The sequence below is a fragment of the Streptomyces sp. NPDC041129 genome, assembly GCF_055592265.1.
Genome location: NZ_JBVIYV010000009.1, coordinates 81637 through 94754, shown reverse-complemented (window position 1 = coordinate 94754; position 13118 = coordinate 81637). Strand labels below are relative to the sequence as shown.

Sequence of the window (13118 nt, the reverse complement as noted above, 5' to 3'; positions counted from 1 at the left end):
GCCGCCCTCATCCCGCCACCAGCCGGTCCTCGCTGTCCGGTGGGAACAGGTCCAGCCGGTGTGCCACCGCCGCCGCCTCGCCCCGGCCCGAGACACCGAGCTTGGACAGGATGTTGGAGACGTGCACGCTCGCGGTCTTCGGGGAGATGAACAGCTCCTCGGCTATCTGGCGGTTGGTGCGGCCGGCCGAGACCAGGCGCAGGACGTCCCGCTCCCGGCTGGTGAGGCCGAGGGCCGACACCGGATCGGCGGGCGCGAGGGCCCGGCGCGGGGCATGGCCGAGGGTGAGCCGGGCACGCTGGGCGAGCCGGGCGACCGCGTCGGCGAGCGGCCGGGCGCCGAGGTGGCCGGCGACCGCTCCGGACAGTCTCAGCAGTTCCACGGCCCGCTCCCGGTGCTCCTCGGCGGCGTCGGTCAGCAGCGCCTGGGCGAGGCGGTGGCGGACCCGGGCCAGGTCGTAGGGGCGGTCCAGGCCCTCGAACGCCGTGACCACCGGTGACCAGGTGCCGTCGGTGTCCCGGCCCTCGGCCCGGAGCAGTTCGGCCCGGGTCCACTGGTCGTAGGCGCGCCACAGGGGGGCGTCGGCGATGAGCCCGCGGGCCGCCCCGGAGAGCCGGCCGAGCATGTCCGCCCGGCCGGCTTCGGCGGCGGGCACGGTGCCGGCGTCGGCCTCGGCGGTGGCCATCGCCAGCAGCAGAGGCCAGGCGTAGCGCTGGGTACCGGCCGGGAAGCCGGCCTCCAGGGCGGTCAGGAACTCGGTGCGGGCGTCGGGGAGCCGGCCCTCCCACGCGGCGACGCCCACGGCGATGCGGGCCAGGGGCAGCCCGTTCTGGGGCATCGGGTCACGGGTGCCGTAGTGGGTGCGGGCGGTGGCCAGTTGGCGGGCGGCCTCCGCGCCGTCCCCCTGGGCCAGGGCGAGGTGGGCCAGGCGCAGGGCGCCCGCGCCGCGGGGTTTGGCGCCGCGCCCGATGCGGATCGCCTGTCCGGCCGCCTCGGCGGCCTCCTCCCACCGGCCCAGCGAGTACAGCGCGTCGGAGAGGTTGCCCCACACCCACGCCTGGGAGTCGGGCAGTCCGTACCTGCGGGTGAAGGCGATGCCCTCGCGCAGGATGGGCTCGGCGTCCCGGTCCCGGCCGACGGACTGCAGCGAGCCCGGCAGGTTCACATGGGCGCGGCCCGCCACCTGGGACACGCCCTCGGCGATCGCCTCGTCCTTGACCCGGGACATCTCCGCGAGTCCGGCCTCGATCTCACCGGCGTCGACCATGAGGCCGCCCAGGGTGAGGCGGGCGTTGAGCTCGATCTCGCGGGCGTTCACCATCCGCGCGTACTCGACGGCCTGCTCGGCGTCCGCGAGGGCCTCGGGTCCGGGCCGGTGGAGCATGGACCAGCCGGCGGACTCCGTCAGCACCTCGGCGTGCACCTCGGAGGGCGGCAGGCCCCGCACCAACTCCTGCGCGGTGGCCAGTTCCAGCCGTCCGTCGCCGCGGGCCAGGGCCTGGACCAGGCGGGAGCGCTGGACCCAGAACCAGGCGGCGCGCAGCGGGTCCGGGTCGTCCTCGAGCAGTTGCAGCGCCCGCTTGACGATCTTCAGGGCGCGTTCGCGTTCGCCGCCGAAGCGGCCGGCGACCGCCGCCTCGGCCATGAGGTCGAGGTAGCGCAGCGGGGTGGTGGCCGGGTCGCAGCCGCACGGGGGGTAGACGCCGGTGTAGTCGACCGGGCGCAGGCCGGAGCGGACCTCCTCGGGCACGGTGTCCCACAGCTCCATCGCCCGCTCCAGGAGCCGCAGTTGCTCGGTGTAGGCGTGCCGGCGGCGGGCCACGACGGAGGCCTCCAGGACCGTGGGCAGGGCCTTGGCGGGGTCATGGGCGTGGTACCAGTAGCTGGCCAGGCGCATCACGCGGGCGCCCGCGGGGACGAGCGAGGGGTCGGCCTCCAGCGCCTCGGCGTAGCGGCGGTTCAGGCGGGAGCGTTCACCGGGCAGCAGGTCGTCGGCGACGGCCTCGCGGACCAGGGCGTGCCGGAAGCGGTAGCCGTCGCCGTCCGGGGTGGCGGTGAGGATGTTGGCGCCCACGGCGGCCCGCAGCGCCTCGATGAGGTCGTCCTCGGTGAACCGGGCGACGGCGGCGATCAGCCGGTACTCCACGGTGGAGCCGCCCTCGGCGACGATCCGGGCGACCCGCTGGGCGGTCTCGGGCAGTTTCTCGACCCGGACCAGGAGCAGGTCGCGCAGGGAGTCGGAGAGGCCGGCGCAGCAGCCCTCGCAGGCGGCGACGGCCAGTTCCTCGACGAAGAAGGCGTTGCCGTCGGAGCGTTCGAAGATCGCGTCGACCTGGGCGGGGTCGGGTTCGGTGGCGAGGATGCCGGCGATCTGGCGGGCCACCTCCTCGCGGGTGAACCGGGCGAGTTCGAGGCGGCGGACGGTGCGCAGCCGGTCGAGTTCGGCGAGCAGGGGTCGCAGCGGGTGGCGGCGGTGGATGTCGTCGGCGCGGTAGGTGGCCAGCACCAGGAGGTGGCCGGTGCGCAGGGTGCGGAAGAGGTAGGCGAGCAGGTGGCGGGTCGAGGCGTCGGCCCAGTGCAGGTCCTCCAGGACGAGGACGACCGTGCGCTCGGCGGCGGCCCGCTCCAGCAGCCGGGCGGTGAGTTCGAACAGGCGGGCGGTGCCCTGCTCGTCGTGGCGGCTCGAGGCGGCCTCGCCGAGCTCGGGCAGCAGCCGGGCCAGTTCCTCCTCCTGTCCGGCCGCGGCGGCGGCGAACTCCTCGGGCAGGGCGTCGCGCAGGGCGCGCAGCGCGCTGGAGAAGGGGGCGAAGGGCAGCCCGTCGGCGCCGATCTCCACACAGCCGCCCACGGCGACGACCGCGGACCTGCGGCCGGCGACGGCGGCGAACTCCTCGACGAGGCGGGTCTTGCCGACCCCCGCCTCGCCGCCGAGCAGCAGCGCCTGCGGCTCGCCCGCGGCGGCACGGGCGAGCGCGTCGTTCAAGGTGTCCAACTCGTCGGCGCGGCCGACGAACACGGGACTGACGGACCTGTTCTCCACGGGCCCGAGCATCGCACGAGGTCCGGAGGGCGCGGGACCCGTTTTCCACAGTCCCGGTGCGATGGTCGTACGAACGGCCGGGACGGCCGTGCCGGTACCGGCGCCCGCGGGCCCGGCACTCACGCGGTGCGCGGGAGCCGGTGCCGGCGGGGGCGGTCGGTATGGGGTTCGGCGCCGGGGGCGCCGAGCGGGGCCGCCTCCTCACGGCGTGCGGCGCGCCGGGCGCCGACGGCCTCGCGGGCCAGGCGCTCCTGGGCGGCCGCACGGCGCAGCTCGGCGTGACGGAGCCGGTGGGTCTCGTACTCGTACATGGCGTGGTCCTTCCGGAGGCCGGTGTCGGCGTCGCTTGTTGCGATGCCTCCACACTCGTCCCCCAGGGGGGTGCGCCACATCGGGAGAGTTCCGCATCTTGGGAACCGGCGGCCGGGCCCGGACACGGATAAGGGGCCCCAGGGGCTCCCTAAGGTGCTCAGGGATTCCCTAAGGCCCCTGCGGACCCGCGGGTTCTCAGCCCGTGGAGGGCAGGGCGAGCAGCGCGTCGGAGTACTTCAGTACGGCCAGCAGCAGGCCGATGACGCCGAGCGAGACCCCGCCCCACGCGACCGACCTGATCCACGCGGCCGACGGGCGGCCGTGGGCGCCGAACGCGGGCCGGACGAGCACGACCACGCCGGTGACGAGCGCGGCCAGCGCGAACAGGCCGGCCCACAGGGCGGTGGTGTGCCACGCGTCGCCGTAGACCTCCTTGATCTGCTTGGCGACGCTCGCGCCGGAGGAGGTCTGGAGCTGGCCGACCAGGGTCTCGCGGGCGGCGGCGACGGTACCGATCCAGCCACCGGTGAGGGAGACCAGGCCCAGCGCGGCGGAGACCACGGCACCGGCGCCCAGTCCGACCCCGGAGGGCACCTTCTCCACGGGCTCGTCCTCGAAGGCGTCGGACTCCTCGGAACCCGCCGGCTCCCCGGGCGCCTTCCGCGCCCCGGTCTGCGGCGTTCCGTCGGTCCCCCGCGTCTCCTCGCCGTTCGCGGCCGGGCCGGTGCCGTCCGCCGAGTTCGCGGCGTCCGTCCCGGTGGCGGCCGCTTCCTCCTCCGCCGTCCGCTCGTCGTCGGTCCTGTTGACGTCCTGTGTGTTCGTTGCCATGCCCGGCACCGTACGGACGCCGTCTGAGAGGTCCCTTAATGATCGTCAATGATCGTCGGGCGCGGTGCGCGCGCGTGCCGCACGCCACTCGGGCGCCAGCACCGACCAGATCTCGGTGTCCGTGCGCACTCCCCGGTACGGGTAGTTCTCCCGTAGCACGCCCTCCCGGGTCATGCCGAGGCGCCGGGCCACGCCGATGCTGGGCTCGTTGGCCGACGACACGTGCCACTCCACCCGGTGCATGCCGCGCTCCTCGAACGCCCAGTCCAGCAGCGCCCGCATGCCGCGCGTGACCAGCCCGCGCCCGGCCGCCGCAGGCTCCAGCCAGCAGCCGGCCTCGCAGACCCCGCTGGGGGTGTCCCACACCCGGAACAGCAGTCCCCCGGCCAGCCTCCCGTCCAGCCACACTCCGTGCAGGCTGCCGGTGTCGGCGCCGCGCTTCTCGGCGTACGACGCCAGGTAGGCGCGGGCGGCGTCCAGGTCGGTCACCACGTCCGGCAGGCCGACGTGCCGGCCGATGAACTCACGTCCCCGGTCGATGTTGGCGAGCAGGTCAGCCGCGTGCCAGACCTCCAGGGGCCGCAGTTCGGCGCCGTCGTCACCCAGGGACATCGCGTACATCGCGCTGCCGCTCCTCCCGCTGTGCCACCGTCCGGACGTCGCTCACCCTCTCATGTGCGGGCAGCGTTCAGTCGAACTGGTCTCCGAGGGCCATGACCGCCGTACCGGCGACCAGCAGCCACAGGGCCCGGCGGGTACGGCCGCGGCCGCCGAGGAGGGCGGCGAGGGCGCACAGGGCGGCACCGAGGGCGTAGGCGGCGGGGACGAGGGCCGGGGTAGAGCCGGTGAGCCGGAGCAGCGCGGCGGCGCAGCCGGCGAGGCAGAGCAGGCCTCCGGTGCCGGCCGCGGTCCACCGGGCCCGGCGGGCCTCCTCGACGTCGTCGACGTCGTCGACGTCATGGCCGTCCGGCTCGTCCGGCTCGTCCGCCGCGGCTATGGCGGGTTCGGCGTCGGAATCGGTACGTCCACTCATGGCGGGTGAGCGTATAACGTACGCCCGTTCGCCCCGGTGCGGGGCCGTGCCCCGGGCCGGGGCACTCGGTCGCCCGAGCGGCAGCGCGACGGCCCCGGAGGGGGTCACCTCCGGGGCCGTCGCGGTGGTGGCTCAGCCCTCGCCGACGCCCAGCTTCTCGAGGATCAGTTCCTTGACGCGGGCCGCGTCCGCCTGACCCCGGGTCGCCTTCATGACCGCGCCGACCAGAGCGCCGGCCGCGGCCACCTTGCCGCCGCGGATCTTGTCGGCGATGCCCGGGTTCCCGGCGATGGCCTCGTCGACCGCCGTACCGAGCGCCGAGTCGTCGGAGACGACCTTCAGACCGCGCTTGTCGACGACCTCGTCCGGGGTGCCCTCGCCCGCGAGAACGCCCTCGATGACCTGGCGGGCCAGCTTGTCGTTGAGGTCACCGGAGTTGACCAGCGCGGTGACCCGGGCGACCTGCTCCGGGGTGATCGCCAGCTCGTCCAGTGCCCTGCCCGACTCGTTGGCGCTGCGCGCCAGTTCGCCCATCCACCACTTGCGGGCGGAGGCGGCATCGGCGCCCGCGTCGATCGTGGCGACGATCGGGTCGAGCGCGCCGGCGTTCAGGATCGCCTGCATGTCGGTGGCCGAGATGCCCCACTCGGCGAGCAGCCGGGTGCGGCGGGCCAGCGGCATCTCCGGCAGCGCGGCGCGGATCTCCTCGACCCACTCGCGGGACGGGGCGACCGGGACGAGGTCGGGCTCCGGGAAGTACCGGTAGTCCTCGGCCTCTTCCTTCACGCGGCCGGAGGTGGTGGACCCGGTGTCCTCGTGGAAGTGCCGGGTCTCCTGCACGATCGTGCCGCCGGACGACAGCACGGCCGCGTGCCGCTGGATCTCGAAGCGGGCCGCGCGCTCCACGGACCGCAGCGAGTTGACGTTCTTCGTCTCGGAACGCGTGCCGAACTTCTCGGTGCCGTTCGGGCGCAGCGACAGGTTCACGTCGCAGCGCATCTGGCCCATCTCCATGCGGGCCTCGGAGACACCGAGGGCACGGATGAGCTCGCGCAGCTCGCGGACGTAGGCGCGCGCGACCTCGGGGGCGCGCTCGCCGGCGCCTTCGATCGGCTTGGTGACGATCTCGATGAGCGGGATGCCCGCGCGGTTGTAGTCCAGCAGCGAGTGGGACGCGCCGTGGATACGGCCGGTGGCGCCGCCGACGTGCGTCGACTTGCCGGTGTCCTCCTCCATGTGGGCGCGCTCGATCTCCACGCGGAAGTTCTCGCCGTCCTCCAGCTGCACGTCGAGGTAGCCGTTGAAGGCGATCGGCTCGTCGTACTGGGAGGTCTGGAAGTTCTTCGGCATGTCCGGATAGAAGTAGTTCTTCCGGGCGAAGCGGCACCACTCGGCGATCTCGCAGTTCAGCGCGAGGCCGATCTTGATCGCGGACTCGACGCCGGTCGCGTTGACGACCGGGAGCGCGCCGGGCAGGCCGAGGCAGACCGGGCAGGTCTGCGAGTTGGGCTCGGCGCCCAGCTCGGTCGAGCACCCGCAGAACATCTTGGTCTTGGTGCCGAGTTCGACATGGACCTCGAGGCCCATGACGGGGTCGTACGACGCCAGCGCGTCCTCGTACGACACCAGGTCGGTCGTGGTGGTCACGGTGAAAACTTCCCTCTCAGCCCAGCAGGACGTCGTCGTCGCCCAGCCGCTTCAGCTCGCGGTAGAGGATGGCGAGGCCGGTGACGATCGCGACGGCGGACACGGCGGCGTCGATCAGCCGCAGTGTGTCCTGCTCGGCGCGCGCCTTCTTGATCTGCTTGGCCACGCCGAACGCGCTGAACGCGGTCCCGGCCATCGACAGGTACGTGCCGGACTTCGACTTCTTGAAGCCCTTGGCCTTGTTCAGTGCGCTCACAGCGACGGAGCCTCCTCGATCAGCGGGTGCCCCCACCTTTCCACGAAGGCGGCCTCGACGGCGGCTCCGACCTTGTACAGCCGGTCGTCCTTGAGCGCCGGGGCGATGATCTGCAGGCCCACCGGGAGGTTGTCCTCCGGGGCGAGGCCGCAGGGCAGCGACATGGCCGCGTTGCCCGCCAGGTTGGTCGGGATGGTGCACAGGTCGGCCAGGTACATCGCCATCGGGTCGTCGGCGCGCTCGCCGATCGCGAAGGCGGTGGTCGGCGTGGTCGGCGACACGATGACGTCGACCTGCTCGAAGGCCTTCTCGAAGTCACGCGTGATGAGCGTGCGGACCTTCTGCGCGGAGCCGTAGTAGGCGTCGTAGTAGCCGCTCGACAGGGCGTAGGTGCCGAGCATGACGCGCCGCTTCACCTCGGGGCCGAAGCCCGCCTCACGGGTGAGGGAGGTGACCTCCTCGGCGGAGTGGCCGCCGTCGTCGCCGGTCCTGAGGCCGTAGCGCAGGCCGTCGAAGCGGGCGAGGTTGGAGGAGCACTCGGACGGCGCGATCAGGTAGTACGCGGAGAGCGCGAGGTCGAAGGACGGGCAGTCCAGCTCGACGATCTCGGCGCCCAGCTCCTTCAGCAGCTCCACGGACTCGTCGAAGCGCTGCACGACGCCCGCCTGGTAGCCCTCGCCACGGAACTGCTTGACGACGCCGACCCGCATGCCCGCGACGCTGCCGTTGCGCGCGGCCTCGACCACCGGTGGGACCGGGGCGTCGATGGAGGTGGAGTCGAGCGGGTCGTGCCCGGCGATGACCTCGTGCAGCAGGGCGGCGTCCAGGACCGTGCGGGCACAGGGCCCGCCCTGGTCCAGCGAGGACGAGAAGGCCACCATGCCGTAGCGGGAGACCGCGCCGTAGGTCGGCTTCACGCCGACCGTGCCGGTGACGGCGGCCGGCTGGCGGATGGAGCCGCCGGTGTCGGTGCCGATGGCGAGCGGGGCCTGGAAGGAGGCGAGCGCCGCGGAGGAACCGCCGCCGGAGCCGCCGGGGATCTTGGTGAGGTCCCAGGGGTTGCCGGTCGGGCCGTAGGCGCTGTTCTCGGTGGAGGAGCCCATGGCGAACTCGTCCATGTTGGTCTTGCCGAGGATGACGACGTCGGCGGCCTTCAGCCGCTTGGTGAGCGTCGCGTCGTACGGCGGGATCCAGCCCTCGAGGATCTTCGAGCCGACGGTGGTCGGCACGCCCTCGGTGGTGAAGATGTCCTTGAGGGCGAGCGGGACGCCGGCCAGCGGGCCGAGCTTCTCGCCGTGGGCCCGCTTCTCGTCCACGGCGCGGGCCTGGGCGAGGGCGCCGTCGCGGTCGACGTGCAGGAAGGCGTGCACCTTCTCGTCGACGGCCTCGATGCGGGCGAGGTGGGCCTCGGTGACCTCGACGGCCGTCAGCTCGCCGGAGGCGATCTTCTCGGCGGTCTCGGCGGCCGTGAGCTTGATGATGTCCGTCATGGTCAGTCCTCCCCCAGGATCTGCGGCACCTTGAAACGCTGCTGCTCCTGGGCCGGGGCGCCGGAGAGCGCCTGCGCGGGGGTGAGCGAGGGACGGACCTCGTCCGCGCGCATGACGTTCGTCAGCGGCAGCGGGTGGGAGGTCGGCGGTACGTCTTGGTCGGCGACCTCGCTGACGCGGGCGACCGCGCCGATGATGTCGTCGAGCTGGCCTGCGAAGTGATCGAGTTCTTCGGGCTTCAGCTCCAGACGCGCCAGCCGGGCGAGGTGGGCGACCTCCTCGCGCGTGATGCCAGGCATGCAGCGTTCCTCTGGGGTGAGTGTGTGTGGTTTGGGGCCAATCCTATGGGGCGGGGGGCCGTGCCCGTGAAACGGTTTGCCCGCGCCACCCGCCCGCGCCCCGGCCCGCGGCGGCCGCACACCCGGTTCGGTGGCGCGCGCGTCCTCGGTTCGGTGGCGCGCGCGTCCTCGGCTCAGCGGCGGCGGGCCTCCCAGGACCGGCTCCTCAGGAAGTGGTTGTCGTACAGCTCCTGCACTTCCAGGAGGCTCTCGGGGGTGGCCTCGCCGAGGGCGATGCGCTGGATGTGGCGGAAGTACTCGAAGCGTTCGACGCCCGGGGTGAGGACGATGAGCAGGTCCGCGTCGGCCCCGGGCACGGCGGCGAAGGCGTGCGGCCTGCCGGGCGGGACGACGACGAGGTCGCCCGGACCGGCGGTGACGACGTCGTCGCCGGAGAGGATGTCGGCGGCGCCGTCCAGCAGGAAGAACATCTCAGCGGAGTTGTCGTGCCAGTGCGGTTTGGCGCCGTCGGCGCCCTCCCGGAGGGTGACGCGCTGGGTGGACAGGGCGCCTCCGGTCGCACTGCTGTCGGCCAGCAGGCGGATGGTGGTGGGCGCGCGGCCGACCACCTCGGCCTCGGCCTCGCGGACGATCACGGTCTCGTCGAACTTCGGAACGAACAACGACATCTTCGAACCCCCTGGTGACGGTGGTGCCGTGGTCAGACGAGGAAGAGCAGGGCGGCACTGATCAGGACGACGACCGCCGTGGCGAAGTGGATCCCGAACGCGACGGCCCGCGCACCACCGTGCCGCAGGACTATCAGCGTGTCACCGAGCGGCACGAGCGCCACGCAGACCATGAACCAGGCCTCGGCCCGCGCTCCGGCGAAGGCCAGCAGCACCAGGCCCAGCACACCGAGGGTGCCGTCCCTGAGGCCCTTGACCATGAGGTACGCCCCGGCGTCGCCGGCCGGGTCGGCCGCGGCTCCGTAGCCGGTCGCGGCGGGCCCGGGCTGGAACAGGAAGCGGTAGCCGAGGAACAGGCAGAACAGGTCGAGCACGACAGCCAGGGTGTACGCGGTGACGGTCACGTCATCTCTCCTTGCTAGCAGCGCTAGTGACGCAAGCAAAGCTAGCAGAGCGCCGACAGAATGACTAGCGGTGCTAGAATCACGGTCATGTCGATCCAGACGCGCCGGGAGCGCGAACGAGCGGAACGCGAGCGGCTGATCGTCACGGCCGCACGGGAACTCGCGGAGGCGGAGGGCTGGGACGCGGTCACCACGCGCCGGCTGGCCGCCGAGATCGAGTACAGCCAGCCCGTCCTCTACAGCCACTTCAAGGGCAAGGGCGCGATCATGGCCGCGGTCGCGGTGCAGGGCTGCGCCGACCTTGCTGCCGAACTGCGGACGGCGCGCGCGGAGGCGGGGGACCCGCGGGAGTCACTGGCGGCGGTGGCGCGGACGTACGCGTCCTTCGCGCGGCGCCGGCCGGCCCTCTACGACGCGATGTTCACCCACCTGGTGGACCTGCCGTTCGCCACGCCGGAGGCGCCCGCGCCGCTGCAGGAGGCGTTCGGGGAACTGCTGCTCGCGGTGGAGCCGGTCGCGGTGGAGGGTGACGAGCCGGGTCTGCTCACGGAGACTTTCTGGGCGGCCCTGCACGGGCTGGTGACGCTGATGCGCAGCGGACGGCTGCCGGAGGAGGCGCACGAGCGCAGACTGGCCCTGCTGGTCGGGCACTTCGCGGCGGGCTGACCGCCCGCGCGCAGGCGCTACTCGGCGGCCGGCAGCGCGGCCCGCGGCCGCTGCCAGCCGCGCGACCCGCGGGCCCGGAGCCACGCGGTCGTCTCGTCCGGCGGCATCGCGGCGGCGACCAGCCATCCCTGCACCGCGTCGCAGCCGAGGTCCCGCAGCCGCTCCCAGGTCTCGTCGTCCTCCACGCCCTCGGCGACGACGAGCAGCCCCAGCGAATGCGCCAGGTCGACCGTGCAGCGCACGATCTCGGCGTCCTCGGTGTCCACGGCCAGCCGGGCCACGAAGGAGCGGTCGATCTTCAGCTCGCTGACGGGGAGCCGGCGCAGGTGCACCAGCGAGGAGTACCCGGTGCCGAAGTCGTCCAGGGACATCTTCACGCCGTGCCCGGTGAGCGCGGCGAGCGTGTCGGCGGCCCGCTGCGGGTCCTCCAGCAGGACGTGCTCGGTGATCTCGAGCTGGAGCGCCCCGGCCGGGACGCCGTGCCGCGCCAGGCGGGCGGCGACGGAGCCGGCGAAGCCGGGCGTGTGCACGTCGCGCGGGGAGACGTTGACCGCCACCGGCACCCGCAGCCCCTGCGCCCGCCAGGCGGCGACCTGCCCGAGCGCGGTCTCCAGCACGTACTCCGTCAAATGGGGCATCAGCCCGGAGGACTCGGCGATCGCTATGAACTCGTCCGGCGGAACCTTCCCGCGCTCGGGATGCACCCAGCGGACCAGCGCCTCCAGGCCCGCGACCTGCCCGTCGAAGCGCACCTTGGGCTGGTAGTGCAGCTGCACCTCGTGGGCGTCCAGCGCCCGGCGAAGATCGCCCAGCAGGCCCAGCCGGTCGGGCGTGTTGGAGTCCCGCTTGGACTCGTAGACCTCGACGCCGGTGCGGTCCCGCTTCGCCTGGTACATCGCCACGTCCGCCCGCCGCAGCAGCCCTTCGGCGTCCAGCGCGTGGTCGGGGAACACGGCGACGCCGGCGCTGGCCTCCAGGACGAGGGTGAGCCCGTCGAGGTCGAGCGGGGAGCTGAGTTCCGAGACGAGGCCGCGGGCGATGCGGGTGGCGGAGGTGGTGGAGTCCGCAACGGGCAGTAAGACGGCGAACTCGTCGCCGCCGAGCCGGGCGGCCTCCGCGCCGCGCGGCAGGGCCTGACGGAGCCGGTCGGCGATCTGCAGCAGCAGCCGGTCGCCGGCGAGATGGCCGAGGGTGTCGTTCACCGAACGGAACCGGTCGAGGTCGATCAGCATGAGCGCGGCCCGGGCGCCGATCCGCTCGGCGTCGTCCAGGGCGGTCCAGATCCGGTCCAGCAGCCACTGCCGGTTGGGCAGTCCGGTCAGCGGGTCGCGCAACTGCTCCTCGGCGCGGGCCCGGGCCATCCACAGCGTGGAGTCGAGGGCGATCAGCGGAATGGCGAACAGCGGCAGCAGGACCGGCCGGGCGTCGGCGACCACGCACACCAGCGGGGCGATGCCGAGCAGTGCCACGGCGAGCAGGCCCTGCCGGATCAGGGCGGTGCGGGCGACAGTGGGCAGGGGGCCACCGCGCGGGGCGTGCGAGTACCACAGCAGGCCGCGGCTGACGGCGAGATAGGCGGCGGCGACGAGCACCACCTCCGGTGCGGTGGCGATGCCCCAGCTTTCGGGCCGCCAGGGCTCCTCGACGCTCGGCACGCGCCCGAAGAAGCCCAGCACCAGGGCTCCGGCGCTGATCCCGAGCATGTCGACCGCGCCGTGCAGCACGCCCTGCCGCCAGCGCTGCCGTCTGGCCAGGCCGACCAGGACGACGACGGTGAGGCTGACCATCCCGGCCGGCATCCAGCCGTACAGCAGCAGGACGGCCAGGGTGAGGGCCGCGCCGGAGCCCGTGCCGCCCCACCAGCGGGCACGGCCGAGCATCACGAGGTGGCCGACGATGATGCCGGTGAGCACGGCCAGCGACCAGCCCGGCGTCTCGCACGGGAACAGGGCGTGGTGGCCGGCGAAGGCACGGTAGAAGCCCGCGGCCAGGGCGAGCGCGGCGGCGGCCACGAGGGCCGCGTGCGAGGCGGGCCAGGGCGGACGGTGTTCGGGGTCGGTGCCGGGTCGCGTCCGGGCGGCCTCGACGGCCGTCGGGACCGTGGGGTGCGACTCGGGCGCGGCGCCCGCTTGGGCCGGGTGGGGCCGGACGGCGGTGCCCCCGGCGCCCCGTCCTGTCCACCGGATCCCCCGCCACGCGCCCGCGCGGCGGCGCAGGCGCAGCCATGCGTGCGGGGCGGCGCTCTCGGTCGGTTCCATTCCCGTCCCTCTCACAGCCGGCGGTGCCCACGCCACGCGGCCCGGTGCCCGACAACCATCAGCGGCTCCGCGTCGAACAATCCTTTCCCCGTGCCCCTGGCGGGCAGGGGGATGCCCCGACCGCAGCTCGGCACGGCAGGCGCACACCTCAACAGTAGGCCGCAGAAGGCTTCCTCGGGCAGCGGTCGTCGGCGGTTGCCCGAATGCGCCCGGGCCA

Annotated in this window: 13 protein-coding genes; 1 reads left to right on the top strand and 12 read right to left on the bottom strand. The window is 73.6% G+C overall.

Going from position 1 to position 13118, the window contains the following annotated elements; translation table 11 throughout:
* Positions 1-7 precede the first annotated feature (7 nt).
* The 11 genes from ACZ6B1_RS26155 to ACZ6B1_RS26105 form a co-directional block, all read right to left on the bottom strand.
* Positions 8-3052 carry a helix-turn-helix transcriptional regulator gene (locus ACZ6B1_RS26155; protein WP_468782265.1) on the bottom strand — a complete coding sequence of 1015 codons (3045 nt, stop codon included), beginning with the start codon at positions 3050-3052 and terminating at the stop codon, positions 8-10.
* A 107-nt stretch (positions 3053-3159) separates the two neighbouring features.
* Positions 3160-3351: a hypothetical protein gene (locus ACZ6B1_RS26150; RefSeq protein ID WP_468782263.1), complete on the bottom strand. Its 192-nt coding sequence runs from the start codon at positions 3349-3351 to the stop codon at positions 3160-3162.
* 196 nt (positions 3352-3547) lie between these two features.
* Entirely contained in the window at positions 3548-4180 is a 633-nt protein-coding gene (locus ACZ6B1_RS26145; RefSeq protein WP_468782261.1) for a hypothetical protein, read from the bottom strand.
* Positions 4181-4225: 45 nt separating this feature from the next.
* On the bottom strand, positions 4226-4801 hold the full coding sequence (locus ACZ6B1_RS26140) for a GNAT family N-acetyltransferase (protein ID WP_468782260.1): 576 nt from the start codon (positions 4799-4801) through the stop codon (positions 4226-4228).
* Between the two features lie 67 nt (positions 4802-4868).
* Positions 4869-5213, bottom strand: coding sequence for a hypothetical protein (locus ACZ6B1_RS26135; protein ID WP_468782258.1), 345 nt, complete (start codon positions 5211-5213; stop codon positions 4869-4871).
* 132 nt (positions 5214-5345) lie between these two features.
* Complete coding sequence (gene gatB / locus ACZ6B1_RS26130) at positions 5346-6860, bottom strand: Asp-tRNA(Asn)/Glu-tRNA(Gln) amidotransferase subunit GatB (RefSeq protein ID WP_468782256.1); 1515 nt, start codon at positions 6858-6860, stop codon at positions 5346-5348.
* 16 nt (positions 6861-6876) lie between these two features.
* Positions 6877-7116: a hypothetical protein gene (locus ACZ6B1_RS26125; RefSeq protein ID WP_468782254.1), complete on the bottom strand. Its 240-nt coding sequence runs from the start codon at positions 7114-7116 to the stop codon at positions 6877-6879.
* Positions 7113-8606: an Asp-tRNA(Asn)/Glu-tRNA(Gln) amidotransferase subunit GatA gene (gatA, locus tag ACZ6B1_RS26120; protein WP_468782252.1), complete on the bottom strand. Its 1494-nt coding sequence runs from the start codon at positions 8604-8606 to the stop codon at positions 7113-7115. Before gatA ends, ACZ6B1_RS26125 begins: the two co-directional genes overlap by 4 nt.
* Before the next feature lie 2 nt (positions 8607-8608).
* Positions 8609-8905, bottom strand: coding sequence for an Asp-tRNA(Asn)/Glu-tRNA(Gln) amidotransferase subunit GatC (gene gatC, locus ACZ6B1_RS26115; protein WP_018544665.1), 297 nt, complete (start codon positions 8903-8905; stop codon positions 8609-8611).
* A 173-nt stretch (positions 8906-9078) separates the two neighbouring features.
* Positions 9079-9573, bottom strand: coding sequence for a cupin domain-containing protein (locus ACZ6B1_RS26110; RefSeq protein WP_468782250.1), 495 nt, complete (start codon positions 9571-9573; stop codon positions 9079-9081).
* Between the two features lie 32 nt (positions 9574-9605).
* Positions 9606-9977 carry a DUF4267 domain-containing protein gene (locus ACZ6B1_RS26105; RefSeq protein ID WP_468782248.1) on the bottom strand — a complete coding sequence of 124 codons (372 nt, stop codon included), beginning with the start codon at positions 9975-9977 and terminating at the stop codon, positions 9606-9608.
* Positions 9978-10064: 87 nt separating this feature from the next.
* Between ACZ6B1_RS26105 and ACZ6B1_RS26100 the strand changes: the two genes are divergently transcribed.
* Positions 10065-10643: a TetR/AcrR family transcriptional regulator gene (locus tag ACZ6B1_RS26100; RefSeq protein ID WP_468782246.1), complete on the top strand. Its 579-nt coding sequence runs from the start codon at positions 10065-10067 to the stop codon at positions 10641-10643.
* 17 nt (positions 10644-10660) lie between these two features.
* On the opposite strand, the gene ACZ6B1_RS26095 is transcribed toward ACZ6B1_RS26100, so the two are convergent.
* Positions 10661-12901 carry a putative bifunctional diguanylate cyclase/phosphodiesterase gene (locus tag ACZ6B1_RS26095; protein ID WP_468782244.1) on the bottom strand — a complete coding sequence of 747 codons (2241 nt, stop codon included), beginning with the start codon at positions 12899-12901 and terminating at the stop codon, positions 10661-10663.
* Positions 12902-13118 lie beyond the last annotated feature (217 nt).

What these genes read in the sequence shown, in the direction of transcription:
- ACZ6B1_RS26155 (WP_468782265.1), bottom strand. Translation starts at nt 3,052, where the DNA reads ATGCTCGGGCCCGTGGAGAACAGGTCCGTCAGTCCCGTGTTCGTCGGC.
- ACZ6B1_RS26150 (WP_468782263.1), bottom strand. Translation starts at nt 3,351, where the DNA reads ATGTACGAGTACGAGACCCACCGGCTCCGTCACGCCGAGCTGCGCCGT.
- ACZ6B1_RS26145 (WP_468782261.1), bottom strand. Translation starts at nt 4,180, where the DNA reads ATGGCAACGAACACACAGGACGTCAACAGGACCGACGACGAGCGGACG.
- ACZ6B1_RS26140 (WP_468782260.1), bottom strand. Translation starts at nt 4,801, where the DNA reads ATGTACGCGATGTCCCTGGGTGACGACGGCGCCGAACTGCGGCCCCTG.
- ACZ6B1_RS26135 (WP_468782258.1), bottom strand. Translation starts at nt 5,213, where the DNA reads ATGAGTGGACGTACCGATTCCGACGCCGAACCCGCCATAGCCGCGGCG.
- gatA (WP_468782252.1), bottom strand. Translation starts at nt 8,606, where the DNA reads ATGACGGACATCATCAAGCTCACGGCCGCCGAGACCGCCGAGAAGATC.
- gatC (WP_018544665.1), bottom strand. Translation starts at nt 8,905, where the DNA reads ATGCCTGGCATCACGCGCGAGGAGGTCGCCCACCTCGCCCGGCTGGCG.
- ACZ6B1_RS26110 (WP_468782250.1), bottom strand. Translation starts at nt 9,573, where the DNA reads ATGTCGTTGTTCGTTCCGAAGTTCGACGAGACCGTGATCGTCCGCGAG.
- ACZ6B1_RS26100 (WP_468782246.1), top strand. Translation starts at nt 10,065, where the DNA reads ATGTCGATCCAGACGCGCCGGGAGCGCGAACGAGCGGAACGCGAGCGG.
- ACZ6B1_RS26095 (WP_468782244.1), bottom strand. Translation starts at nt 12,901, where the DNA reads ATGGAACCGACCGAGAGCGCCGCCCCGCACGCATGGCTGCGCCTGCGC.